General features: G+C 66.1%; 11 protein-coding genes. 3 read left to right on the forward strand and 8 right to left on the reverse strand.

The genetic code is table 11. The features are described 5' to 3' along the window. The first annotated feature begins 3 nt into the window (after positions 1 to 3). Positions 4 to 11,415: a YDG domain-containing protein gene (locus FJQ89_RS06220; RefSeq protein ID WP_141169496.1), complete on the forward strand. Its 11,412-nt coding sequence runs from the start codon at positions 4 to 6 to the stop codon at positions 11,413 to 11,415. 64 nt (positions 11,416 to 11,479) lie between these two features. Here FJQ89_RS06220 and FJQ89_RS06225 read toward each other — a convergent pair whose 3' ends face one another. Together FJQ89_RS06225 and FJQ89_RS06230 are read right to left on the reverse strand one after the other, a co-directional pair. After that, on the reverse strand, positions 11,480 to 13,273 hold the full coding sequence (locus FJQ89_RS06225; RefSeq protein ID WP_205704574.1) for a DUF885 domain-containing protein: 1,794 nt from the start codon (positions 13,271 to 13,273) through the stop codon (positions 11,480 to 11,482). A 112-nt stretch (positions 13,274 to 13,385) separates the two neighbouring features. After that, positions 13,386 to 15,392 (reverse strand): glycoside hydrolase family 3 protein, encoded by a 2,007-nt coding sequence (locus tag FJQ89_RS06230; protein WP_205704575.1) that lies wholly within the window; start codon positions 15,390 to 15,392, stop codon positions 13,386 to 13,388. 226 nt (positions 15,393 to 15,618) lie between these two features. Here FJQ89_RS06230 and FJQ89_RS06235 point away from each other — a divergent pair, with 226 nt between their 5' ends. Then, on the forward strand, positions 15,619 to 16,650 hold the full coding sequence (locus FJQ89_RS06235; RefSeq protein WP_141169497.1) for a helix-turn-helix transcriptional regulator: 1,032 nt from the start codon (positions 15,619 to 15,621) through the stop codon (positions 16,648 to 16,650). 152 nt (positions 16,651 to 16,802) lie between these two features. Here the strand turns inward: FJQ89_RS06235 and FJQ89_RS06240 are convergent, their stop codons facing one another. The 3 genes from FJQ89_RS06240 to FJQ89_RS06250 form a co-directional block, all read right to left on the reverse strand. Next, complete coding sequence (locus FJQ89_RS06240; protein ID WP_141169498.1) at positions 16,803 to 19,862, reverse strand: efflux RND transporter permease subunit; 3,060 nt, start codon at positions 19,860 to 19,862, stop codon at positions 16,803 to 16,805. Continuing rightward, positions 19,859 to 20,968 carry an efflux RND transporter periplasmic adaptor subunit gene (locus FJQ89_RS06245; RefSeq protein WP_141169499.1) on the reverse strand — a complete coding sequence of 370 codons (1,110 nt, stop codon included), beginning with the start codon at positions 20,966 to 20,968 and terminating at the stop codon, positions 19,859 to 19,861. The genes FJQ89_RS06240 and FJQ89_RS06245 overlap by 4 nt, the downstream gene beginning before the upstream one ends. A gap of 84 nt (positions 20,969 to 21,052) precedes the next feature. Further along, positions 21,053 to 21,679 carry a TetR/AcrR family transcriptional regulator gene (locus FJQ89_RS06250; protein ID WP_071077079.1) on the reverse strand — a complete coding sequence of 209 codons (627 nt, stop codon included), beginning with the start codon at positions 21,677 to 21,679 and terminating at the stop codon, positions 21,053 to 21,055. A 96-nt stretch (positions 21,680 to 21,775) separates the two neighbouring features. Between FJQ89_RS06250 and FJQ89_RS06255 the strand changes: the two genes are divergently transcribed. Next, a complete protein-coding gene (locus FJQ89_RS06255) occupies positions 21,776 to 23,239 on the forward strand; it encodes an efflux transporter outer membrane subunit (protein WP_168208378.1) in 1,464 nt (487 codons plus the stop codon). A gap of 14 nt (positions 23,240 to 23,253) precedes the next feature. On the opposite strand, the gene FJQ89_RS06260 is transcribed toward FJQ89_RS06255, so the two are convergent. From FJQ89_RS06260 to FJQ89_RS06270, 3 genes are read right to left on the reverse strand one after another with little or no spacing between them, the layout of a single operon-like run. Further along, a complete protein-coding gene (locus FJQ89_RS06260; RefSeq protein WP_141169500.1) occupies positions 23,254 to 24,366 on the reverse strand; it encodes a porin in 1,113 nt (370 codons plus the stop codon). A gap of 24 nt (positions 24,367 to 24,390) precedes the next feature. Further along, a complete protein-coding gene (maiA, locus tag FJQ89_RS06265) occupies positions 24,391 to 25,035 on the reverse strand; it encodes a maleylacetoacetate isomerase (protein ID WP_141169501.1) in 645 nt (214 codons plus the stop codon). Beyond that, positions 25,032 to 26,393 carry an MFS transporter gene (locus FJQ89_RS06270; RefSeq protein WP_141169502.1) on the reverse strand — a complete coding sequence of 454 codons (1,362 nt, stop codon included), beginning with the start codon at positions 26,391 to 26,393 and terminating at the stop codon, positions 25,032 to 25,034. The genes maiA and FJQ89_RS06270 overlap by 4 nt, the downstream gene beginning before the upstream one ends. Positions 26,394 to 26,451 lie beyond the last annotated feature (58 nt).

Below are 26,451 nucleotides of genomic sequence, written 5' to 3' on the forward strand. Positions count from 1 at the left end.
CACATGAACGGACACGCCACCATCAACCGCTTCTATCGCCTGATCTGGAGTGAAAAACAGGGCGCCTGGGTCGCCGTCGCCGAAAACGTGCGCGGACGCGGCAAGAGCAGCGGTCGTGGCGCCTTCATGGCCGCGCTGTTTGCGGGGCTGGGCCTGGCGCCCTTCGCCTGGGCCGGGCCGCCGGTCGCCAACCAATTGCCGACCGGCGGCCAGGTGGTCGGCGGCGCGGCGACGATCACCCAGGGCGGCAGCCAGATGACGATCAACCAGGCCACCCAGCGCGGCGCGATCGACTGGCAGACCTTCAATGTGGGGTCGCAGGCACAGGTCAATTTCCAGCAGCCGAACAGTGGTTCCGTGACGCTGAACCGGGTGCAGGACAGCCAGGCCAGCCAGATCTTCGGCCGCATCACGGCCAATGGCCAGGTGTTCCTGAGCAACCCGAATGGCGTGTATTTCAGCCCCACCTCGTCCGTCAACGTGGGCGGCCTGGTGGCCACCACGCATACCATCGCCACGGCCGACTTCATGGCCGGCAGCAATGCCTTCGCGCGCAATGGCGCCACCGGCAGCGTCGTCAACGATGGCAGCCTGAATGCCACCCTGGGTGGCTATATCGCCCTGCTGGCGCCGCAGGTGCGCAACAACGGCATCGTGATCGCCCAGGCAGGCACGGTGGCGATGGCCGCCGGCGAGCAGATTTCCCTGCAGTTTGCCGACAGCCGCACCCTGGCCGGCGTGCTGGTGTCTCCCTCGGCGATTGCCGCGCTGGTGGAGAACGGTTCGGCGGTGCAGGCGCCGGGCGGCATGATCATCATGTCGGCCCAGGCCGCCAATGAATTGCAAGGCGGCGTGGTGCGCAATACGGGCGGCGTGGTGGCCACGGGATTGTCCTCGCGCGGCGGCAAGATCGTGCTCGACAGTTCGGGCCTGATCGATAACAGCGGCAGCCTCGATGCCTCGGGCGCAGGCGGCAAGGTGGCCATCAGCGGCGACCGCATGGCCAGCAGCGGCACCGTGCGCGCCGATGGCGGCGGCGCCATCGGCAGCAAGCTGGCCAACGGCCTGGTGGAAACCACCAGCGCCGTGATCTCGGCCCAGGGCGGCGGCAGCATCAGCATCGATGGCGGCGCCGGCAAGGTGTATACCTCGGGCAGCTACAGCGCCGACGGCGAGCAAGGCGGCAAGGTCGTCATCACGGCCCACGATGTGTCGCTGATGGGCGCGAAAGTCAGCGCCACCGGCGCCAGCAAGGGGGGCACGATTCTGGTCGGCGGCGACTACCAGGGCGGCAATGCCGCGGTGCGCAATGCCGCCAAAACCACGGTGGGCAAGGGCGTCACGCTGAACGCCGACGCCACAGGCAAGGGCGACGGCGGCAAGGTGGTGGTCTGGTCCGATGAAAAGACCGTGTTTGCCGGCGAACTCACGGCGCGCGGCGGCGCGGCCGGCGGCGACGGCGGCATTCTGGAAGTATCGGGCAAGCAAATCCTGTATTTCGGCGGCAAGGCCGACGCGCATGCGCCCAAGGGCAAGTCGGGCACCCTGCTGCTCGATCCGAAGGATATTGTGATCGACAGCGAATTGTCGGGCCAACTGGAACTGGTCGATCCGCATCCGACCGCCGGTGGCAGCTTCGGCACCATCAACGCTGCACTGACCACCACCTCGGGCGGCACCGTCACGCGCACCGGCTACATCGTCGTCACCAACCCCAAGGACAATCTCGGTGCGACCGACTCGGGTGCGGCCTACCTGTTCCGCCAGAGCGACCAGGCGCTGATCTCGACCCTGTACGGCACCCATGCGGGCGACAAGGTCGGCAGCAATGGCGTGACGTCCCTGACCAACGGCAATTATGTCGTTTCCAGCAACTTGTGGAACGGCGGCAAGGGTGCTGTCACCTGGGGGAACGGCACCACCGGCTGGGGCGCCAGCGCCGTGGCTGTCGCATCGAGCAACAGCCTGGTCGGCAACAACGGCACCCATAAAAGCACCATGAACCTGGACACTTCCGACAACGTCGGTGGTTACGCGATCACGGTACTGAAGAATGGCAACTACCTGGTCGGCACGCCCAGCTGGAACAACAACCGCGGTGCGCTCACCTTCGGCGATGGCAGCACCGGCGTCGTCGGCATTGTCAGTTCTGCCAACAGCCTGGTCGGCAGCACCGGCATGACCGTGGTGCCAGCCGACGGTTACAAGCCCTACAAGAACGGCGACCAGGTCGGTAGCGGCGTGACGGTGCTCGCCAATAATAATTACGTCATGGCCAATACCAACTGGAACAAGGGCGTGGGCGCCGTCACGTTTGCCTCAGGCACGACCGGCATCAAGGGCGTGGTCGGTTCTGCCAACAGCCTGATCGGCGACAGCTCCCGCTTCGATTCCACCGGCGCCGGCACCGGCACCGACAAGGTCGGCAAATACCTGACGGTGCTGACGGGTTCGCAATTCGTGGTCTACGGCTCGGACTGGAAAAATTCCTCGGGCGCCTTGACCTCGTTCGACGGCGTCACCGCCATCACCGGCCTGGTATCGTCCAGCAACAGCCTGGTCGGCACTGCCGGCGACAACCTGTCCAGCGGCGGCGTGACCCTGTTGCCGTCGAACAATGCATTTGTCATCAGCAGTCCCAGCTGGAATGGCGGGCGCGGCGCGGCCACCTGGGTGCCGTTCAGCACCGATGTCAAGACCATCACCGTGGCCACCAACGGCGTGGTGGGCGCCAACGCCGGCGACGGCATCGGCAGCAAAGCCATCACCATGCTGGCAAATAATGACTATGTCGTGATCAGTCCGAACTGGAGCAGCGGCAAGGGCGCCGCCACGCTGGTCGATGGCAGCACCGGCAAGGCCAAGGCCGACCAGAGTGGCGACGTCTCGGCCAGCACCAGCCTGGTCGGCACGCAAGCGAACGACCTGGTCGGTTCCAGCGGCATCATGGAACTGAAAGGTAATGGCAACTTTGTCGTGCTGAGCCCTTACTGGGCCAATGGCGGCAACGCCAAGGCCGGCGCCGTGACGTGGTCGAGCGGCGGCACGCCGACCGTAGGCGTGGTGGGCACCGGCAACAGCCTGGTCGGCACCTATGCCAACGACCGCATCGGCAGTTATCAGTATAATTACTATCAAGCAAACAACAGCAATGCCTTCCTGAACGAATCGAGCAGCATCACTTTGCTGAGCAACGGCAATTACGTGGTCGCCAGCCCGATGTTCAACGGCACACGCGGCGCCGTCACCTGGAACAACGGCACCACCGGCGCCACCGTCGATGCCGGCCATACCATTGCCGCCACCAATAGCCTGCTGGGCAGCAATACCGGCGACTTCATCGGCGGTTTCATGGGCCCGAACGATGTGATCACCAATGCCGGCAACCAAACCGTCACGCATTACGATTCGATCGCGAACGGCGTCACGGCCCTGTCCAACGGCAACTATGTCACGATCAGCAATTACTGGCGCAATGGCGCCGCCCTGCGCGCCGGCGCGGTCAGCTGGAGCGACGGCGCTGGTGCGCCAACGATAGGGCCGGTTTCGGCCAGCAACAGCCTGGTTGGCAGCGTGCAGGACGATATGGTGGGCCTGGCCCAGAACAACGGCTATGGCCTCACCCTGCTGCAAAGCGGTTACGACGGCGCCAGCAATCCCACGTATTCGGGCAACTACGTCATCACCAGCAATAAATGGAACAACGGCAGCATCGTCGATGCGGGCGCCGTCACCTGGGGCAGCGGCACGGCTGCGCTGACCGGCACCATCGCGGACAGCAACAGCGTGCTGGGTCTGAAAACCGATGACGTCAAAAACTGGGGGCTGACCGCCCTGCCCGTCAACGGCAACTACCTGATCCAGAACAAGTACTGGGACAATGGCGCCGCCATCGGCGCCGGCGCCTTGACCTGGATCGACGGCAGCAGCGGCCGCCTGTCCGACTATGCGGCGCAAGGCAACCATAATATCGTCTCCGGCGCCAACAGCCTGGTCGGCAGCCACACTGGCGACAATGTCGGTGGCACCGTCGACTTCCTGTACAACCTCGACGCCACTACCGGCCTGCAACGGTTTACCGGCAACTACGTCGCCCTCACTTACAACTGGACGAATGACAACAAGCTATACGCCGGCGCCGTGACATGGGGCAGCGGCGCCACCGGCGTCAAGGGCGAAATCACGCGCGCCAACAGCCTGATCGGCGAAAAGGAAAACGACGCCCTGGGCACCTATTATGTCGCGCTAACAAACGGCAACTTCGTGGTAGCCAACCCCACCCTCGACGTTGGTGGTGTGGTCAATGCCGGCGCCGTGAGCTGGGTCGACGGCAGCAGCGGCCGCCTGAACGACTACGCCGCCCGGGGCAACCAGAACATCATGTCCGCCGCCAATGCGCTGGTCGGCAGCCATACCAACGACTACGTCGGCGGCGTGCTGGCACCGGTCAGTTACTATGCGCTCAACAGTGCCGATAATGCCAACAACGGCTATTTCATCATCTCGCCGGACTGGAATTGCGGCGGCGGTGCGATCAATTATATTGCCAACGCCAGCGTGCCCCTGATCGGCGTGGTCGGCGCCGGCAACGCCGCGGTGGGCAATCCAAATGGCCGTTTCTGGGGCGGCCTGACCTATAGTCCGAATATCTCGCTCACGTCCGGCGGCACCGCGGCGGTGACCTTCACCGGCGACAACGGCCATGTGGTGCTGCTCAGCCCCACCATGCCAGCAGCCACCGCCATGATCGTGCCGGGCGCCACCCAGTTCGGCGACGCACAGGGTGCAACCCAGGCCATGACCCCCGACTATATCGCTGGCGTGCTGAAAACGGGCACCAGCGTGACCTTACAGGCGAATAACGACATCTTTGTGAAAAGCGGCATCGACGCCACCGGCGGCACGGCCGGCGGCGCGCTGACCATGCAGGCCGGGCGCAGCATCACGGTGCTGGGCGACATCATCACGGGCAACCGCGATTTGAACCTGACCGCCAACGACAGCCTGGCCAACGGCGTCAAGGACGCCTACCGCGACGCCGGCATCGCCACCCTCAGCATGGGCACCGACAAGCAGGGTGTGGCGGCGAAGATCGACGCCGGCACCGGCAATGTATCGCTGCTGATGGCCGATGGCAGCGACAAGACCAACCATATGGCCGGCTCCATCAGCGTCAACAGCATCACCGGCGCCACCATCAAACTGATCAACCAGGGCAATGGCGCCGGCACGGTGGGCGACTTGCCAGACCTGGCCGCCAACTGCTGCGGCTTCGACCTCGGCTACCGCGGCATCGGCGCCGACGTCACGCTGAACGCGGGCGCGGTCCTGAGCGCCAGCGGCGCCGGTACGGCCGTGACCCTGGCCGCCAAGGGCAATTTCAACAACAATTCCGGCAATGGCGCCGGTAGTATCGCCATGAGCGACCCTGCTGCGCGCTGGCTGGTGTACGCCAATGCGCCGGGCGGCAGCACATACGGCGGCCTGGACAGCCAGAATACGGCCATCTGGAACGCCAGCTATACCGGTACTCCGGTCACGCAAACAGGCAACCGCTATGTGTTCGCCTACCAGCCCACCATCACCGTCGGCACGCAAAACGTCAGCAAGACGTATGGCGAAGACCTGAGTACCGGCACCACCCTGGCCGACCGCGTGGTGAGCCTGTCCGGGGCCGACGCCGGCATTGCCGGCGCCTACCTGGGCGACACGGTGGCCACCGCGCTGTCGGGCATCATCACCGCAACGTCCGCCGGCGCGGCGGCCAATGCCGGCGTCGCGGGCGGCCCGTACGCCATCACGGTCGACCTGTCTGGCGCGACCGGCAACAACGGCTATGCGGTGGCACTGGGCAGCAACACGCCGCGCACCATCACGGTGGCGGCCAAGGCCCTGACGGCCAGCCTGACTGGCGTGAGCAAGGTGTATGACGCCAGCAATGCCGCCACTTTGGCAAGCGGCAACTACGTATTAAGCGGCCTGGTCGGTTCGGAATCGTTCAGCATCACCAAGACCAGCGGCCTGTTCAACGCGAGCGACATCAGCGCCAGCAGCGTCAGCGCCACCCTGGCCGCCGGCGACTTCAGCGCCGGCGCGGCTACCTTTGCCAGCAACTATATCTTGCCGGTATCGGCCACCGGCACTGGCAGCATCACGGCCAAGGCGCTGACCGCCACCCTCACCGGTGTGAGCAAGGTCTACGACGGCGATACGGCGGCCGTGCTGAACGGCGCCAATTATCAGCTGGTGGGCCTGGTCGGCGGCCAGTCGGCCATCGTCAGCCAGGCGGCGGGCCTGTACAACTCGGCCGATGTGCTGGGCGCGAACAGCGTCAGCGCCAGCTTGTCCGGCGCCAATTTCGCGGCTGGCGGCGGCACCTCGCTGGCCAACTATATCCTGCCGACGATGGCCACCGGCAGCGCCAGCATCACGCCGAAAGCCCTGAGCGCCAGCTTGACGGGGATGATCGGCAAGACCTATGACGGCGGCAGCGGCGCCCTGCTGGGTGCCGGCAACTTCAGCCTGTCGGGCTTTGTCGGCGCGCAGTCGGCCAGCGTCACGCAAACGGCCGGCGTCTACAACAGCGTCAATGTGGCCACCGCCAACAGCGTGACGGCCAGCCTGTCGGCCGGCGATTTCACCGCCGGCTCGGGCACCACGCTGTCGAACTACAGCCTGCCGGTATCGGCCAGCGGCAGCGCCAGCATTGCCGCCAAGTCGCTCAGTGCCAGCCTGACCGGCGCGCTGGGCCGCAGCTACGATGGCACGGCCATTGCCAGCCTGACGGGCGGCAATGTAGCACTGGACGGCGTGGTCGCAGGTGAAAGCATCAATGTCGGCACGCTCAATGGCAGCTACGACAGCCGCAACGCGGGCACGCGCACGGTCAGCGCCACCCTGGCCGGGGGCGACTTCACGGCCGGTTCCAGCACACTGCTGGGCAACTACGTGCTGCCGACCAGCGCTGCGGGAACCGCCGTCATCGCGCCGAAAGCCATCACCTTGAATGCTCCCGCGATCAGCAAGGTGTATGACCGCACCCTGGCCTATACCGCCAGCGCCGGCGACTTGTCCTCGCTGTCGGCGGCGCTGGTACAAGGCGATACCGTCACCGGCGCCAGCTTCAGCTATGCCGACAAGAACGCCGGCAACGGCAACAAGACCGTCAATTTTGGCGCCGCCACGCTCAGCGACGGCAATGGCGGCGCCAACTACAGCGTCACCCTGGCCGGCAATGGCAGCAGCAGCATCACGCCACGCGTGCTGAACGCCAGCGCCACCGGCGTCGACCGCGTATACGACACCTCGACCAACGCCGGCGTCACCTTGCAGGACGACCGTATCGCCGGTGACGTGCTGACCTTGTCAAACACCTCGGCCAGCTTTGCCGACAAAAACGCGGGCAGCAACAAGGTCGTCACCGTCAACGGCATCGCCGCTGGCGGTGCCGATGCGGGCAACTACACGCTGGCCGCCACGACGGCCACGACGAAGGCCAGCATCGCGCAGGCCACCTTGCAGGTGACGGGCGTGTCGGCGCAAGACCGCAGCTATGACACCTCGCGCAATGCAGCCCTCACCGGCACGGCCGTGGTCACGGCCCTGGGCAGCGACATCGTCAATGTCACCGGCACCGGCATCGGCCAGTTCGCCGACAAAAATGCCGGCACAGGCAAGGCGATCACGGTCAGCGGCTATACCTCCAGCGACAGCAACTATGTGCTGCTGCAGCCGACCGGTTTGAGCGCCACCGTCACACCGGCCGTGCTGGCCTTGTCCGGCCTGGATCTGGGCGTGTCGAAAACCTATGACGGCAGCACCAGCGTCAATGTCACCGGTGCGCCAACGGTCAGCGGCTTGGGCAAGGAAACCGTGACCGTGATCGGCGCGGGCACCGGCCAGTTCGCCGATAAAAACGCGGGCAATGGCAAGGCAATCAGCGTCTCCGGCTTCACCTCCAGCGACAGCAACTACACGATCGGCCAGCAGGCAGGCCTGACCGGCAGCATTACGCCGGCCCAGCTGACGCTCGGCCCCGTCACCGCGACCACGCGCAGCTATGACGGCAGCACCGCCGCGCAAATCGACGCCGCCAGCTATGCCCTCACGGGCCTGGCCAGCGGCGAGTCGGTCCTTGTCAACAAGACGACGGGCAGTTTCGACAGCCGCAATGCGGGCAACCGTACTGTCAGCCTCGGCCTGACCGGCGCCGACTATACGGCTGGCGCCAATACGGCCCTGTCGAACTACCTGCTGCCGACCCTGGCGACGGGCAGCGGCGTGATCACGCCAAAAGCCATCACCTTGAATGCGCCCGCGATCAGCAAGGTGTATGACCGCACCCTGGCCTATACCGCCAGCGCCGGCGATTTGTCCTCGCTGTCGGCGGCGCTGGTGGAAGGCGATACCGTCACCGGCGCCAGCTTCAGCTATGCCGACAAGAACGCCGGCAACGGCAACAAGGCCGTCAATTTTGGCGCCGCCACGCTCAGCGACGGCAATGGCGGCGCCAACTACAGCGTCACCCTGGCCGGCAACAGCAACAGCAGCATCACGCCACGCGTGCTGAACGCCAGCGCCACCGGCGTCGACCGCGTGTACGACACCTCGACCAACGCCGGCGTCACCTTGCAGGACGACCGTATCGCCGGTGACGTGCTGACCTTGTCGAACACCTCGGCCAGCTTTGCCGACAAAAATGCGGGCAGCAACAAGGTCGTCACCGTCAACGGCATCGCCGCCGGCGGCGCGGATGCGGGCAACTACGCGCTGGCCGCCACGACGGCCACGACGAAGGCCAGCATCACACAGGCCACCTTGCAGGTGACGGGCGTGTCGGCGCAAGACCGCAGCTACGACACCTCGCGCAATGCAGCCCTCACCGGCACGGCCGTGGTCACGGCCCTGGGCAGCGACATCGTCAATGTCACCGGCACCGGCATCGGCCAGTTCGCCGACAAAAATGCCGGCACAGGCAAGGCGATCACGGTCAGCGGCTATACTTCCAGCGACAGCAACTATGTGCTGCTGCAGCCGACCGGTTTGAGCGCCACCGTCACACCGGCCGTGCTGGCCTTGTCCGGCCTGGATCTGGGCGTGTCGAAAACCTATGACGGCAGCACCAGCGTCAATGTCACCGGTGCGCCAACGGTCAGCGGCTTGGGCAAGGAAACCGTGACCGTGATCGGCGCGGGCACCGGCCAGTTCGCCGACAAAAACGCGGGCAATGGCAAGGCAATCAGCGTCTCCGGCTTCACCTCCAGCGACAGCAACTACACGATCGGCCAGCAGGCAGGCCTGACCGGCAGCATTACGCCGGCCCAGCTGACGCTCGGCCCCGTCACCGCGATCACGCGCAGCTATGACGGCAGCACCGCCGCGCAAATCGACGCCGCCAGCTATGCCCTCACGGGCCTGGTCAGCGGCGAGTCGGTCCTTGTCAACAAGACGACGGGCAGTTTCGACAGCCGCAATGCGGGCAACCGTACTGTCAGCCTCGGCCTGACCGGCGCCGACTATACGGCTGGCGCCAACACGCTCCTGTCGAACTACCTGCTGCCGACCCTGGCGACGGGCAGCGGCGTGATCACGCCAAAAGCCATCACCTTGAATGCGCCCGCGATCAGCAAGGTATATGACGGCACCCTGGCCTATACCGCCAGCGCCGGCGATTTGTCCTCGCTGTCGGCGGCGCTGGTAGAAGGCGATACCGTCACCGGCGCCAGCTTCAGCTATGCCGACAAGAACGCCGGCAACGGCAACAAAGCCGTCAATTTTGGCGCCGCCACGCTCAGCGACGGCAATGGCGGCGCCAACTACAGCGTCACCCTGGCCGGCAACAGCAACAGCAGCATCACGCCACGCGTGCTGAACGCCAGCGCCACCGGCGTCGACCGCGTATACGACACCTCGACCAACGCCGGCGTCACCTTGCAGGACGACCGTATCGCCGGTGACGTGCTGACCTTGTCAAACACCTCGGCCAGCTTTGCCGACAAAAACGCGGGCAGCAACAAGGTCGTCACCGTCAACGGCATCGCCGCCGGCGGCGCCGATGCGGGCAACTACACGCTGGCCGCCACGACGGCCACGACGAAGGCCAGCATCGCGCAGGCCACCTTGCAGGTGACGGGCGTGTCGGCGCAAAACCGCAGCTATGACACCTCGCGCAATGCAGCCCTCACCGGCACGGCCGTGGTCACGGCCCTGGGCAGCGACATCGTCAATGTCACCGGCACCGGCATCGGCCAGTTCGCCGACAAAAATGCCGGCACAGGCAAGGCGATCACGGTCAGCGGCTATACCTCCAGCGACAGCAACTATGTGCTGCTGCAACCGACCGGCTTGAGCGCCAGCGTCACGCCGGCCGTGCTGCAGGTCAGCGGCTTGAGCCTGGCGGCGGCCAAAACCTATGACGGCACGCGCAACGTGGCCTTGTCGGGCACGCCGACCGTCACGGGTTTCGATGGTGAAGTGGTGACGGTCGGCGGTGTGGGTACCGGCCAGTTCGCCGACAAAAATGTCGGCACGGGCAAGGCGATTACCCTGGCCGGCTATGCCGCCAGCGACAGCAACTACGTCATCGGCCAGCAGCCGGGACTGGTGGGCAGCATCACGCCCGCCGCGATCACCGTGACGGGCGTGCGCGCCAACAGCAAGACCTTCGACGGCAACGCCACGGCCACCTTGAACGGCACGGCCGCCATCAATGTGATCGGCGCAGACGAGGTGGCATTGACCGGCACGGCCAGCGCCACCTTTGCCGACGCCACGGCCGGCACGGCCAAGCCGGTGAGCGTCAGCGGTTATGCGCTGGCCGGCGGCGACGCCGGCAACTACGTCCTGAGCCAGCCGCAGGGCCTGAGCGCCGATATCGCCGACGCGGCCGTGCAAGTGCCGCCGCCGGTGGTGGTGACGCCACCACCGCTGCCGGCCCTGCCGCTGGCCGAACAGCGCGTGGCGCCGGGCCTGAGCATGCCGCCGCTCGGCGACTTGCCAGGCACCGGAGCGGGAACGGGAGCCGGTTTGAGCAGCACGGCGCCCGCAGCCACGCCGGCCGCGAACAGCGCGACGCCGACGGCAAAAGCCGATACGGCAGGCATCACGGTAGCGCTGGTGCGTCCGGCGTCACAGCAGCAAAGCGGCGCGATTGCGGTCTCGGTGCCCAAGCAGATCGTCGACGCCGGCAACGGCTTCGGCTTCCCGCTACCGGCGCAGGTGATCGAAGCGGCCGCCGTCAACCGCGTGCCGGTGCAGGCGCAACTGGCCGACGGCAGCGCGCTGCCATCCTGGATCAGCTATAACGCCGACAGCAAGTCGTTCGTGGTCCAGCAGGTACCGAATGGCGCCCTGCCTCTGGAAATCGTGCTGGTGATCGGTAGCCAGCGCGCGACCATGGTGGTAGCGGAACGCTGACAAGGAAGAAGTGGAAAACGCGGCAGGAATGGCGCGTCCCGCACGGGACGCGCCTTTTTTTACGTCAGTGCGCCGGGATGAACTGCTCGCGCACGGCCTTGGCCAACAGGTACGGCGGCAGCAGGCCCTGGCCCAGCAGGAAGTTATTAAAGGCCAGGCGGTCGAATTTCGCGCCCAGCGCCAGCTCCGTTTCCGCGCGCAATTGCAGGATGCGCGTATAGCCATAAAAATAGCTGCCCGCCTGGCCCGGCATGTTGAAGGTATAGCGGTCCAGTTCCTGGCGCGCCATCGCCTTCGACAGCATCACTTCGTCCGTCAGGATGCGCCCCGCTTCCTCGCGCGTGACCTGTCCCAGGTTCAGCATCGGGTCGAGCATGGCGCGCGCCGCACGCAGCATGCGGAACTGCAGCGCGATGAACTGGCCTTCGGCCGGTTCGTAGGGAATCATCTCCGCTTCCGCGTACAGCGCCCAGCCTTCCACGTTGACACTGTTGAACGCGTACAGGCTGCGCGCCTGCGACACGCCCCGCTCCACCATGGCGCTGAACTGCAGCTCGTGGCCGGGGCGGCCTTCGTGCGCGCTCAAGGTCCATGCGGCGCCCGCGAAATTAAAATCGTCATACGCTTCGCCCTTGCCGCTGGCGGCCGGATTGCTGACGGGGAGGACGAACTGGCCGTGTTCTCCCGTATTGCCGATCAGCGGAGGCGGACGCATATGCGGTGCCGGCTGCGCCGCCGATTCGGCGGCGGACGCCAGGCGCATGGTCATGGCGCGCGCAGGGATATCGACCACGCGCTGCCGGGCGATGCGTTCTTCGAGCTGCGTATTGACGCCCTTGTAGTGCGCCTCGAGCTGCTCGTTGGGGATGGAATCGGCCTTCAGTGCGCGCAGCACCTGACGGTAATCCGAGCCGTCGACTCCCTCCAAGGCCAGCTTGGCCGACACCACGGGCGCCAGCGCCTGCATGGCGGCGCGCGTTTCCAGGTAGGCCACCTGCGCCCGTTCGACCAGCTCGCGTGGCTCGATGTCGATGCCCACCTGTTTCAGGCGGAATGCATACAGCTCGGGCGCCATGCGGAAATCCGTACGCGACAGAGGCAGCACCACCTGTCTTTCCCACGCCGCGTACGCGTTTAGCTGCTGCTCCATGGCCGCCAGCGCAGGTTCGGCGCCAGTGATTTTCATGTCGGCAAACAGCTTGCGGATGCCGGCGATATACGTCGGCACGTTTTCCAGCGACTGCTCCACCTGCAGGCGCACGGGTCCCGCCAGGCCAGGCTTGCCGATTTTTTCCGCGAAGCGCGCCTTCGCCTGCTGCGTGATCGGCGTGCTGCCCGGAAACTGGCCCACGTAGCGCTGCAGGCGCTCGAGCGCCTTGGCGCGGCGCGCGGCCGGGCGCTGTTCCTGCAGCAGGCTTTGCATGCTGCCGAAGACCATTTGCGGCACATCGACCCACGGCAAGGTGTACTTGGCGTCCAGCTGGGCGCCCATGATTTCCTGGTCGACGGCGTTCATCAGAATTTGCAGATCCTGGCGGATGCGTTCATCTTTCTCCGCCACCAGCTTTTGCTGCAATTGCGCGCGCGCCTTCTGCATGGCCGCCACCTGGCGTTCGACAATATTGGGTCCCAGGTCGGCGGCCAGGCCGTCGTACTGGGCCAGGCCCGTGTCGGAAGCGTTTTCGGGCGAGAACTGCGCCTGCGCCGCCAGCACGATGGCCGCGTTACGGTTGCTGGCCTCGACCCAGGCCGATGAAGCGCTGGCAGTTGCAGGGACGGCGGCCATGGCGGGCATGGCCAGCGCGGTTGCAAGCGCGGCGACTAGCACGGTCTTGCACAATTGCGGAGTGACGGACATCGGGGTTTCCTTCCTGGCAGAATCGGCGAACAAAACGGCCAGTATCGGCGAGCGCAAGGGTGCTGTCAATCGGGCAGGAACAGGCCGCGCCGGGCGGCCCGTCCCGCTCCTGTCAGTACGCCAAGCCGTAACCGAACTTGTACAGCGGATGGGCCGTGTCATACGGCAGGTCCGATTTCTGCACCTGCACTTCGGCCATCGACGATGGCAGCTCGAACGGCAGCTTGCCTTGCGGCTTGGCCTTGCCCGTCAGGACATCGAACAGCGCGCCGTCGCTGACGCCGAAGTTGGCGAGGATGGCGCTGGCCTTGTCCTGCACGTTGCCGAGGATGGCCGGGCGGTCCAGGTACACCGTCACCACCGTCTTCGGCGCGTTCTTCGCCGCGTTCTTGATCGCCTCGTAGTCGGCGTCGCCATCGACATAGTTCAGGCGGCCCTCGTGCTGCATGCTGCCGAAGATGTAGTTCGGGTGCAAGGTTTCATACGGCGCGGCCACGCGCAGCAGGGCCACGTCCGCTTCCTGTGGCGTGGCCACCACCGTGTAGCCATACTGCTGCGCCACGGCTGCATCGATGCCATACAGGTAGATCTTCTTGACGCTGGCCGCCAGCGGCAAGACCTTGTCCTTGTTTTCCAGCAGGACCAGCGAGCGGCGCTGGGCATCCAGGCCCGCCTCGATGAAGTCCGCCTTGCCCACGGTGGCGGCCGCCTTGGCCGCATCGACGAACGGATGCTCGAACAGGCCTTGCTTGAATTTCTGGATCAGGATGCGCCGCGCCGAGGCGTTGACGCGCGCTTCCGTCAGCTGGCCCCGCTGCACGGCCTGCGTCAGGTAAGGCGCTTCCGTCACGCCGCCAAACTGGTCCATCCCCGCCGTGACGGCCTTGACGTAACGCTCGGCCTTGGTGGCGTCTTCCATGCCCCACGGCGTGCCGAAACCGATGAAGGAAGGCGCCACGCCGGGTGCCGTGCCGTTGCGGCAATTGGCGTCGCAGTCAGAAGTGATGCCCCAGTCGGACAGGATCACGCCTTCAAAACCGTATTTGCCGCGCAGCAGATCCGTCAGCATGGTCTTGCTGAAGCCGGCCGCCACTTGTTCCAGGGTGATGCCATCGATGCTGATATTGCCGTCCGGCAGAGCGTAGGTGGGCATGACGGAAGCCGCCTTGGCCGTGAATGCCCCTTCGAACGGCTTCACGTGATAGGCAAAATTATTGCCTGGATAGGTCATGTAGCGGCCATAGTAATTGTGGCCGTCGTAGCCCTCTTTCGTGGCGCCGTAGCCGACCCAGTGCTTGACGACGGCCACCACGCTGCCGTCATGCAAACCCGTATTGCCATCCTGGAAGCCCTCGATATAGTGCTGCACCATGCGTTTGGCCAGGTCCGCATCTTCGCCGAAGGTGCCGTTGATGCGCGACCAGCGCGGTTCGGTGGCCAGATCGGCCTGCGGCGACAGCGCTTGCGTGATACCGACGGCCAGGTATTCCTGGCGCGCGATGTCGCCGAAGCGGCGCACCAGCGCATCGTCGCCGATAGCGGCCAGGCCCAGGGTTTCCGGCCACTGCGAGAAACCCTTGGTACCGGCGCTGGCGCCCACCGTGTACTGGAAATGGTGGCGCGGGTCCGTGCTGATGGAGACGGGAATGCCATGGCGCGAGGTTTCGCTCAGGGCCTGCACCTTGTTGTACTGGGACGCCATGTTGGCCGTGTCGCCCGCCATGCGGGTGATGAAGGTGTTGACGTACTGCTTGACGATCAGGTCCTGCAGGGCCGTCAAGTCATACGCGCCGCCCAGGCCGATGCCGGAAGGATCGGACACGGTGGGCGCCGTGCCATGCATCATCAGGCCCGCTTTTTCATCAAGGCTCATGCGCGACAGCAGATCGTCGGCGCGCGCCTCGGCCGTCAGGCGCCAGTCTTCGTAAGGGTCGATCTTGCCGTTGCGATTCATATCCTTGAAGGCATAGCCGTCGACATTCAGCTGGCTAAAAGTGGTGGTGCCAAACACGGGCTGCGTGTACTGCTCGCTGTCGTTATTGCCGCAGGCGGCCAGGGCAAGCGTGGTGACGCAGCCGGCGACCACGCGGGCCATCGGTTTCAAAGTGCAATTCATCATTATCTCCAAGACTGTTTTTGTAGGTATCAAGGCGCGGCAGCAAGGCCGGCCGAAAACAATATAGCGTGAGAATGCGTGAGTTTCTTGACCCCGCAGCACGCGTTTTATACCCGCGAGAACAATTTTTGGTTAGACGGTATGACAACCAACAATTTCCTACAAAGTGCTAATATTTGTGAAAAATTACTACAACAAGCAGAATACGCAGAATAAGCAGGAGGCACCCTTGCACAAACCCGACACGCGCACGGTTTCGAACCGCATCGCGCAGCAATGCGCGCGCGCCATGCAGGCCGATGGGCACGACCCCGCCGACTTTTTCCGCCACACGGGCATCACGCCGGCGCAGCTCACGGAACCTGGCGGGCGCATCAACGCCGAACGGCACCGCCGCATGACGGCCTACGCCCAGCAATTGCCGCAGCACCGCGGCCTGCTTGATCTCGACGTGACGCACTGGTTCGCGCATTACTCGGGCATCGCCCACGTCTGCTTCAACCGCCCCACCCTGCGCAGCGCGCTGCACGAGCTGCTGCACTTGCGGGGCCTGATCGGCGAATTCGACTTCATGCTGATGAGCGAGAATGGCACGCGCATCGAAATCGAATACCTGTCCGAGTTCTGCCCGCTGGGGGGCGCCATGCAGGCGCTGGCCAATTTCCGCATGCTGTCGCTGGTCGCGCGCGCCTACGACGATGGTGCTGCCACCGCCTTCCATGCCAGCTTCCAGGGCAAGGCGCCGTGGTACGCGCCCGCCATTGCCGAGTGCTTCGGCGCCGCCGCAAGCTTCGGCCAGGCGCGCAACACGCTGACGTTCGACGCGCCGGCGCTGGACCGGCCCTTTGCCCAGTTCAACGCCATGCTGGCGCCGCACGCGCTGCGGCACGCGCAGGGGCAATTGCAACAGTTGCAGGGCGCGCAGCTGTTTTCGGCCCGCGTGGAGCAAGCCATCATCGATTTGCTGGGCCGGCAGGCCGACGTGGACGGCACCTCGCTGCTGCCAGCCCTGTGCGACGGCCTGGCGATGAACCGCTGGACCTTGCAGCGCCAGCTGCAGCAGGAGCAGACCTCGTTCCGCGCGCTGGAATTGCGCGCCAAGAGCCGCGAATCGCGCCGCCTGCTGCGCGAAACGAACCTGAGCGTGGCGGACATCAGCGAACGCCTGGGCTTTTCCTCGCAAAGCGCGTTCACCCGCTTTTTCAAGAACCAGTTCGAACTGCCGCCAGCGCGCTACCGGCAGGATGCGGCCGGAGTTTAACAAGTCCGAAACCCAGGCTCCCCGGGCCAAGCGGACCTGAAAAATGTCGAGGGCAAGGCGCAGCGACGCAGACAGTACGCCAGTACGGCAAGGAAGCTGCAACGCCGCCATCGGCATTTTCTCAGGCCCGCGTCTCCGGCCCGCTTTTCAAGCTATACAGCCTGCGGCCGTATTCTGAACCAGATCGCATACATCGCCGGCAGAAACACCAAGGTCAGCACCGTGCCGGCAAACGTGCCGCCGATCAGGGTGTAGGCCAGCGTGCCCCAGAAGACCGAATGGGTCAGCGGAATGAAGGCCAGGATGGCCGCCAGGGCGGTAAGGATCACCGGCCTGGCGCGCTGCACGGTCGCTTCGACGACGGCATCGAAAGGCGCCAGCCCGGCCGCCTCGTTATGGTGGATCTGGCCGATCAGGATCAGCGTGTTGCGCATCAAAATGCCCGACAGTGCGATCAGGCCGACCAGCGCATTGATGCCGAACGGCTGCTGGAACAGGATCAGGGTGGGCACGACGCCGATCAAGCCCAGTGGACTGGTCAGGAAGACCATGACCATGGCCGACATCGAGCGCACCTGCAGAATGATCATCAGCAGGGTCAACGCCAGCATGATGGGGAACAGGGGCAGCATGGCCCGCGTCGCCTTCGCCGATTCCTCGATCGAGCCGGCCTGCTCGATGCGGTAGCCGCCTGGCAGTGTATCGATGATGGAGCGCAGCTGCGCCGTGATGGCGCCCGACACGTCGGGCGGCTGCATGCCGTCGGCGATGTCGCCGCGCACGGTGATCGTCGGCTGGCGATCTCTCCGGCGCAGCACCGGCTCTTCCCAGCGTACCTCGACCGTGCCCACCTGCGACAGCGCGATGCGCTCGCCGTTGGCGCCAGCCAGGGTCAGGTCGGCGATATGGGCCGGGTCCAGGCGCATGTCGCCGGCCGCGCGCGCCACCACCTGCACCGTGCGGATATCTTCACGCACGGCGGTGACGGGTACGCCGCTGAGCAGGAACTGCAGCTGCTGCGCCACGGCGCCTGAGCTCAGCCCCATGGCTTGCAAACGGTCCTGCTGCAGGCTGAAATGCAGGGTGGGGGTACGCGTGCCCCAGTCGGTATTGACGGTGCGCATCATGGGACTGGCCTGCATCACGCGCTGCACCTGGCCGGCGATGGTGCGCAGCACCTCGGGGTCCGGGCCGCTGACGCGGTAGGCGACGGGAAACGGCGAATACGGGCCGAACACCAGTTGCGTGACCCGCACGCGCGCCTCCGGCGCCAGGCCGGCGGCAATGGCCACGCGCAAACGCTGCTTGAGGATGTCCCGCGCTTGCTGGCTGTCGGTGCGCACGACGATCTTGGCAAACGAAGGATCGGGCAATTCCGGCCCCATCGCCAGGTAAAAGCGCGGTGCGCCCTGGCCAACATAGGCAGTGACGATCTTCGCCTCGGGCTGGCGCGCCAGCCAGGCTTCCACTTTCGCCGCCGCGCCGCTGGTCTGCCCGATCGCGCTGCCGTAAGGCAGTTGCACTTCGATCAGCACTTCAGGACGGTCGGAGATGGGGAAAAACTGTTTCTTGACGACGGCCATGCCCAGCACGGCCAGCACGAACAGGCCGATCACGGTGGCGAACACCAGCCATTTACTGGCGATCACGCGTCCCAGCAGGCGGCGAAAGCGGTGGTAGCGCGGCGTGTCGTACAACGCATCATGGCCGCCGGCGACCTTTTTCAGCTCGGGCAGGAGCTTCACGCCCAGGTAAGGCGTAAACACCACGGCCACCACCCATGAGGCGATCAGGGCGATGCCGACGATCCAGAACATATTGCTGGTGTACTCGCCGGCGCTGGAGCGGGCAAAGCCGTTGGGCATGAAGCCGACGGCCGTGACCAGGGTGCCCGCCAGCATGGGCGCGGCCGTATGGCTCCAGGCATAGGCGGAAGCGGCAATGCGGCTGTAGCCCTCTTCCATCTTGACCACCATCATCTCGATGGCGATGATGGCGTCGTCCACCAGCAGGCCCAGTCCCAGGATCAGGGAACCGAGGGTGATGCGGTCGAAATTCTTGCCTGTCGCGGCCATCACGATGAACACGACGGCAAGGGTCAGCGGCACGGCGGCGGCAACGACGATGCCGACGCGCCAGCCCATGCTGACAAAACACACCAGCATCACCACCAGCAGCGCGGCGAGGAACTTGAGCATGAATTCATCCACGGCCGCGCCGATATTGACAGCCTGGTCGGTGACCTTGGCCAGGCTCATACCCAGCGGCATTTCACTGCCGATGGCCGTCACTTCCTGCTCCAGCGCCTTGCCCAGGTCCAGGCCATTCCAGCCATCGCGCATGACCACACCCAGCAACAGCGCCGGCTCTCCGCCATTGCGCACCATGAAGCTGGCCGGGTCCTCGTGGCCGCGACGCACGGTGGCGATATCGGACAGGGCCAGCGTGCGGCCCTGCGCCACCACCGGCGTGTCGCGGATCTTTTGCAGCGCGTCGAGCGCGCCGTCGAGACGGATGAACACCTGCGGCCCCCGCGTCTGGACCGAACCGGCTGGCGTGAGTGCATTCTGGCCGTGCAACGCCGCAAACACGTCCTGCGCCCTGATGCCCAGGGTGGCCAGGCGCTCCTGGGAAAACTCGACATAGATGCGTTCGGCCTGCTCGCCGATGATATTGACCTTCTTCACGCCCGGCACGTGCAGCAGGCGCTGGCGCAAGGTTTCAGCCTCGCGCACCAGCAGGCGCTGCGGCTCGCCCCGCGCCTTGAGCGCAAACAGGGCAAAGGTGACGTCCGCGTATTCGTCGTTGATCATGGGGCCGATGACGCCGGACGGCAGGTTGGCCGCCTCGTCGCCAGCCTTCTTGCGCGCCTGGTAAAACTCGGCCTGCACCTGGTCGGGCGGCGTGCTGTCGAGCAGGGTCAGGGTAGTGAACGCCAGGCCGGGCGTGGTATAGGTTTCGGCGCGCTCGTACCAGCGCAACTCCTGCAGGCGCTTTTCGATCTTTTCGGCCACCTGGTCCTGCATTTCGCGCGCGCTGGCGCCTGGCCAGGCGGTGACGATGGTCATCACCTTGACCGTGAAGGCCGGGTCTTCCGCCCGTCCCAGCTTGAAGAAGGACAACAGGCCGGCCAGCGATATCAGGCAGATCAGGAACAGCGTGACGGAACGCTCGCGCACGGCCAGCGCCGACAGGTTGAAGCCGCCGCTCATGGCCGCGCTCCCGCGCCCGCTTGCTCAAGTGCGACCTGCTCGCCGTCGCGCAGCAGGTGGGCGCCCAGCGCGACGATGCGTTCGCCGCTTTTGAGCTGGCCGCTGACGTCGGCGCCATCATCGTGCAGGCGGCGCACCTTGACGGGCCGCCAGGCCAGCCGCGCCGGCTCGCCCTGGATCAGCCACACGCCCGGCCCCTTGCCTCCGTCGTGCAGAGCCGCGAGCGGTACCCGTACGGCATCGCCGGCATCGGCGCTACCGGCAATGCGCACCGTGACGGTGGCGCCCAGTGGCGCGCCCGACAGCGCTGCATCGAGCACATAGCGCGCCTCGAAGGTGCGCGTTTGCCGGTCCGCGTTCTGCGACAGCTGCCGCAGCGTGGCCGGCACGCTGGCGCCCGGCCTGCCAAATAGCGTGGCCTGGGCGGTCGAACCAAGCGCCGGGCGCAAGGTTTCCGGCAGCTGGATCGCCGCTTCGCGCCGCCCGTCATGGGCCAGGCGCACCGCCAGCTGGCCGGCAGCGAGCACCTGGCCCGGTTCGGCCAGCGTCTCCGTCACGATCCCATCGGCATCGGCCACCAGCACGGCGTAGCGCAGGGCATTGCGTGCCACGTCGGCCTGGGCTTCGGCTGCCTTGAGCTGGGCCGCAGCGGCGTCGGCCAGCGCCCTGACCTGGTCGTAGGCTGATGCCGAGATGGCGCCGGTGCCGCGCAAGTCGCGATAACGCGCCTCCTCGTCGGCCGTCTGGCGCGCGCGGGCGCGCTCGGCCGTGACCGCGTCCTGGCGCGCCTGGGCCAGCAGTTGCAAGTCCTGCGCATCCAGGCGCATCAAGGCCTGGCCCCGCCGCACGGCCTGGCCGGCATCAACCAGGCGCTCTTGCACCTTGCCAGCGACCCGAAAACCCAGTTCGCTTTGCACGCGTGGCGCGACGACGCCGGTAAAGGTACGCGCACCCGACTCGGCACCCTGCACCGTTGCGGCGCGCACCAGCGGTATGGCGGTACGCGGATCGGCTTGCGCCTTCTCGCCGCAGGCGGTCAGGCCCAGGGACAAGGCCAGGGGCAAGGCGGAGATGACAGCAGATGAGGCAAGACGGCGCCAGCGCATAAGAATCCCATGAACGAATTGAACAGGGTTCTCATTTTGGTACTAGTGACCAAATAAGTCAACAGTCACAAACCGGCGTTGTGACTAGGGTGACAAGCTGCGCAACACCAGGCTGGACAATTGTGCCGGCGCCGTCTCGCTCGTCTCCAGGCTGTGCTGCAGCAGCAATGGATTGATGTAGGGGCGCATCACCAGGTAGATCGCGCTGGCTGTTTCGTCGAGCGGCGTCTTGCGCTCGAAGTCGCCGGTCTTGCGGCCCTGCTGCAAGATATCCTGCAGCAAGGCACCCATGGCCAGCTCATAGGCCTGCACCGTCGGCCAGCGCCCGGTGGCGGCCGACGCGGCGATGTCGTACAGCTTGCGGTCCTGGAAGAACAGCCGCAGGCTGGCCTCGACGCTGGCCTTGAACATGCGCCGCAGCTTCTCTGGCGGCTGGGCAGCGGCATCCACCGCCGCCCTGACCTCGGTTTCGATCTGGCGCAGGCAGTTGCCGCAGATATGCTCGCCGATGGCTTGCTTGGACTCGAAGAACTTGTAGATATACGCCTTGGAAAAGCCGATGGCCTTGGCCAGGTCGGACACGGTGGTCTTTTCGTAGCCATACAGGCTGAAATATTCGGTGGCGGCGACGACGATCTGCTCGCGCACGTCGTGGCCGGCCGGGCCGCGCGCGGGCGACGGCATTGTTGGATGCAGTGTGGTGTGGTTCATGGCAACAGCTTAACGCGCCACGCCAAAATGCACAATCAGTGACCAAAATGTATTATAGTCACAAATATTCCCTTTTTGACGAACAGGACGATCCCCATGCCCATCCCGCCCCTTCTGCGCCTCCCCCTCATGCTGCTTGCCGCCAGCCTGGCCGCCGGCTGCACCGCCGGTGCCGATTACCAGCGGCCCGCACTGCCGCAAGCGGCGCAGTATCTGCACCAGTCGGCAGTCGGCTTGCGCCAGGACGCCGATGCAGCCGAACTGCAGCAGTGGTGGACGGCGTTTGGCGATCCGCACCTGACCCGCCTGGTGACGCTGGCGCTAGCGCAAAACCTCGACCTGGCGCAGGCGGCGGCCAGGGTGCGGCAGGCGCGCGCAGCGCTGGGCGCGGCCGACGCCGCCTTGCTGCCTTCCGCCAATCTCGATGGCCAGACCGCGCGCGCCTATCAATCGGTGCAAACGCCGCTGGGCAAGGTGCTCAATGCCGCGCCCGGATTCACGCGCGCCGGCAGCGCGCACGAAGTCAACCTGGAAGCGTCGTGGGAACTCGACCTGTTCGGCGGCCTGCGCCGCGAACGCGAAGCGGCGCGCGCCGACTACGAAGCGACGGCAGCGGGATGGGCTGCGGCGCGGCTGGCCGTGGCGGCGCAGACGGCCGACTTGTACCTGACCATCCAGGGCCTGCAAACGCGGCACGATCTGGCACGCAGGCAGGTCGACACCCAGGCGGCGGCACTGGACATCGCGGCGCTGTTGTATGGCAAGGGGCTGGTGAACGAGCCGGCGCTGCGGCAGGCCGAGGCGGCACTGGCGCAGGCGCGCGCGGCCATGCCTGGCCTGGAAACGGCGCGCGACGTGGCACTGCATGCGCTCGACGTGATGCTGGGCGCGGCGCCCGGCACCCATGGCCAGGAACTGCCCGCCAGCGCCATCATCGCGGTCGCGCCACGCATCACGGCCGGCGGTACGCCAGGCGACCTGCTGCGGCGCCGGCCCGACCTGATCGTGGCCGAGCGGCGCCTGGCCGCGGCGAGCGCGCGCACCGGCGCGCAAGTGGCCGAGTATTATCCCAAACTGAGCCTGGGCGCCCTGCTCGGCAGCAGCACCGCCGGCGGCTCCCTGTTTGCCAGCGGCTCCGGCCAGGCCGCGGGCGTACTCGGCATGCGCTGGCGCCTGTTCGATTTCGGCCGCATCGCGGCACAGATCGACGCCGCCCGGGGCCAGGAAGCCGAGTTGCTGGCGGCCTACCGGCTGGCCGTGCTGCATGCCACGGAAGACGTGGAGAATGCCTGTTCGGCACTGCTCGGATACGAACAGCAGGCAGGCCTGCAGGCGCAAAGCGTCGAATCGCTGGAGCGCGCGCGCGCCGCTGCGCTGGCGGCCTTCCACAAGGGCGTGATCGGCCGCCACGATGTGCTGCAGGCCGACGCCCAGCTGTTGCGGGCCGAGGATGCGCGCGCGCAGGCGCAAACGGCGGCCGCACGCGCGGCGGTCGCCACCTACAAGGCGCTGGGCGGCGGCTGGCAGGCGCCTGCGCCTGCGGCCCTTGCTGCGCGGTAAAGCTGGGACAGCGCTCAGAAAAAGTGGCGCACGCCGGCCATCACGCCATTTTGCGTGCGCCCCGCGCCCACGGTGCCGCCCGCGTCCAGCGCCACGGCGGCCGCGCCATCGTTATCCATGCGGCCGATGGCGCCGTAGATGGCCGTGCGCTTGGACAGGTGATACGTCAGGCGCGCGGTGGCCAGGGTGGCATCGTTCGGGCTGTCCTTCACGGCCAGCCTGGCGAGCTGTCCATCGAGGACCAGCGCGGGAGCGACCGGCCAGGCCGCGCCCACATACAGCAGCTGCGAATCAACGGGCCCCGTGGCGGCGCGGATCGTGCGGTCGATGATGCCGCCGCCGATTTTCAGCTTATCAACCATGGCATAGGCGCTGGCGATCACGCGGCGGTCGAAATTGCGGCTCGACGTCAGGCCGTTGGCCGCGCCCGCGTTGCCGTACAGGATGTCGTACGACGCCGTGGCACCATAGCGGCCCGTGTCGTAGCCGAGCAAGGCGGTGATCTGGCGGCAAGCCTTCGCATTGCCCGCCACTTCGCCCGCGCAGCCCGTGGCCGCCGGCCCACCCGCCGCCGAGGCATCGCGCCCCAGGCTGTAGGTGGCGCCCACCGTCACGTTGGAAAACGTGCCCAGGTAGCCGATCGCGTTGTCGCTGCGCGCATTCGGCAGGTACAGATCGAGGCTGCTGATGGAAAACAGGGCCGGGCCCATGATGTCGGACTTTTGCGTGGCCCAGAACGACATGTTCATCTGCCGCCCCAGCATCACGCTGCCATAGCGTCCCTTCAAGCCCACGTAGGACTGGCGGCCGAACAGTCTCCCGCCCTGCCCCGCGATGCCCGTATCGACGCCGAAGCCCGATTCCAGCGCGAAGATCGCTTGCAGGCCGCCGCCCAGGTCTTCCACGCCCCTGAAACCTAAGCGCGACGGCAATGAACCGGTCAAGGTGGGCATCTTGGTGACGCTGTCGCCGGCCGCATTGGCATTGCTTGTGTAAGCCACCGAGCTGTCGAGCACTCCGTACAGGGTGACGCCGCTTTGCGCGTAAGCGCCTGTGGTCACGCCGCAGGCGCACGCGCCCAGCAGCGCCAGCGCAGTCAGCTTGCGTGTGGCGTTGATTTTTCTCATGCTTGTCTCCGTCTATTGTGGTTTTTATTCTGCGTCTGGCTGTGCATCCGGGTGCGCGTGCTGGAACGCCGGCAGCGCCTCGCAGTGCGCGACGATGCGCAGGATCGTGGGATACGGCGCCAGGTCGCACTGGAAGCGCCGCGCGTTGTACACCTGCGGCACCAGGCAGCAGTCGGCCAGGGTCGGCGTGTCGCCATGGCAGAACCGGCCCGTGTGGGGACTATTTGCCAGCTGCGCTTCCAGCGCGGCCAGGCCCAGATGCGTCCAGTGCTGGTACCAGGCGTTCTTCTGCTCCTGCGACAGGGCCAAAGGCCCCGTCAGGTAATTGAGGACGCGCAGGTTGTTCAGCGGATGGATGTCGCAGGCGCAGACCATGGCCAGCTGGCGCACGCGGGCGCGGCCCAGGGCGTCGGCCGGCAGCAGTTTTTGCCCTGTTTGCGTCTCGTCCAGGTACTCGATGATGGCCAAGGATTGCGTCAGCACGGCGCCGCCGTCCTCCAGCACGGGCAGCAGGTGCTGCGGGTTCAGGCTGGAAAACGCCGGCGTGAACTGCTCGCCGCCATTGCGGCTCAGATGCACATAGGCAGTGTCGGCGTGCAGCTGTTTCAGGTTCAGCGCGATGCGCACGCGGTAGGATGCGGAGCTGCGGTAATAGCCATGCAATTTCATACGGTGCTCTCTTTCAGGGTAGCGGGAACGGCGCCGACGGCAGTCCGGGTGCGCATCAAACGCCCCATGGCCAGCAAGGCCAGGGACGCCAGCACGGCCGGAATGGCCAGCAGGAAGAAGATGGTTTCGTTATCGAGTTTCAGGGTCAGCATCAGGCCGCCGGCCATGGAACCGAGCACGGAACCGCTGCGGCCCACGGCAGCGGCCCAGCTGACACCCGTGGCGCGGCTCGACGTGGGGTAAAAGGCGGCGGCCAGCGCATTGGCGCCCACTTGCGAGCCGCTCACGCCGAAGCCCACGCCAAACACGGCCAGCACCAGCAGGGCCAGGCTGCTGCCCGACAGCGCCACGACGACGATGCAGCCGGCGGCGGCCAGGTAGGCGATGCTCAGCACTTTGTGCGGGCTGTAGCGATCCATCCAGCGCCCCAGCATGATGGCGCCGACGGTGCCGCCCACCTGGAACATCATCGTCACCAGCGAGGCGTTCGACAGGGACAGGCCATTGCCATTCAACAGCGTCGGCATCCAGCTCGATAGCAGATAGATGATCAATAAACTCATGAAAAACGTGGACCATAGCAGCAAGGTGCCGCCAATCACGCCGGGACGGAACAATTCGGCCATGGGCGAGCCGGCGAGTTTTTTATCGCTGACGACCAGGCGCGGCAAGGCAGCCACGGTGGGTGCGATGCGGCGCACGATGTTCAGCACCTGGCTGCCATCGCGGCCTTTCAGCACCAGCCAGCGCAGTGATTCAGGCAGCGCCAGCAGCAGCACGGGCACCAGCAGCAGCGGCAAGGCGCCACCGAGCATCAGCACGCCGCGCCAGCCGATCAGGTGCAGCAGCTGCGCCGAGGCCAGACCGCCCAGCGCGGAACCGATGGTAAAGCCGCAGAACATCATGGTCACCAGGCCGGAACGGCGCTGTTGCGGGCAGTATTCGGACGTCATGGTCACCGACGTCGGCATGGCGCCACCCAGGCCCAGCCCCGTCAAAAAGCGCAGCACCAGCAGCATCGTCAGATCCGTCGACCAGGCCGACAGCAGGCTGGCCGCGCCAAAAAACGCCACGGAGACGATCAGCACGGGACGCCGGCCGTAGCGGTCCGCCAGGGGGCCGAACAAAAACGAGCCGGCCATCAGGCCAAACAGGCCGGCGCCGAACAGGGGCGCCAGCGCGGCGGGCGTCAAGCCCCATTCGGCGCGGATGGCGGGCGCGATGAAGCCGATCGAGGCCGTGTCGAAGCCGTCGATGGCGACGATCAGAAAGCATAGCCAGAGGATCAGCTTCTGGTAGCGGGAAAACGGGTGGCTGTCGAGGAAGTGCTGGACGTCGGTGCCGGCGTGGGTAGTCATTGTCTTGTCTCCATTGTTATTGTTCGCTTGGGCTGCGCGATCTGTGCCGCGCTGGCCC

Origin of the sequence: Janthinobacterium tructae, from assembly GCF_006517255.1 — a bacterium.
GTDB classification, from domain to species: domain Bacteria; phylum Pseudomonadota; class Gammaproteobacteria; order Burkholderiales; family Burkholderiaceae_D; genus Janthinobacterium; species Janthinobacterium tructae.

What these genes read in the sequence shown, in the direction of transcription:
- FJQ89_RS06220 (WP_141169496.1), top strand. Translation starts at nt 4, where the DNA reads ATGAACGGACACGCCACCATCAACCGCTTCTATCGCCTGATCTGGAGT.
- FJQ89_RS06225 (WP_205704574.1), bottom strand. Translation starts at nt 13,273, where the DNA reads ATGTCCGTCACTCCGCAATTGTGCAAGACCGTGCTAGTCGCCGCGCTT.
- FJQ89_RS06230 (WP_205704575.1), bottom strand. Translation starts at nt 15,392, where the DNA reads ATGATGAATTGCACTTTGAAACCGATGGCCCGCGTGGTCGCCGGCTGC.
- FJQ89_RS06240 (WP_141169498.1), bottom strand. Translation starts at nt 19,862, where the DNA reads ATGAGCGGCGGCTTCAACCTGTCGGCGCTGGCCGTGCGCGAGCGTTCC.
- FJQ89_RS06245 (WP_141169499.1), bottom strand. Translation starts at nt 20,968, where the DNA reads ATGCGCTGGCGCCGTCTTGCCTCATCTGCTGTCATCTCCGCCTTGCCC.
- FJQ89_RS06250 (WP_071077079.1), bottom strand. Translation starts at nt 21,679, where the DNA reads ATGAACCACACCACACTGCATCCAACAATGCCGTCGCCCGCGCGCGGC.
- FJQ89_RS06255 (WP_168208378.1), top strand. Translation starts at nt 21,776, where the DNA reads ATGCCCATCCCGCCCCTTCTGCGCCTCCCCCTCATGCTGCTTGCCGCC.
- FJQ89_RS06260 (WP_141169500.1), bottom strand. Translation starts at nt 24,366, where the DNA reads ATGAGAAAAATCAACGCCACACGCAAGCTGACTGCGCTGGCGCTGCTG.
- maiA (WP_141169501.1), bottom strand. Translation starts at nt 25,035, where the DNA reads ATGAAATTGCATGGCTATTACCGCAGCTCCGCATCCTACCGCGTGCGC.
- FJQ89_RS06270 (WP_141169502.1), bottom strand. Translation starts at nt 26,393, where the DNA reads ATGACTACCCACGCCGGCACCGACGTCCAGCACTTCCTCGACAGCCAC.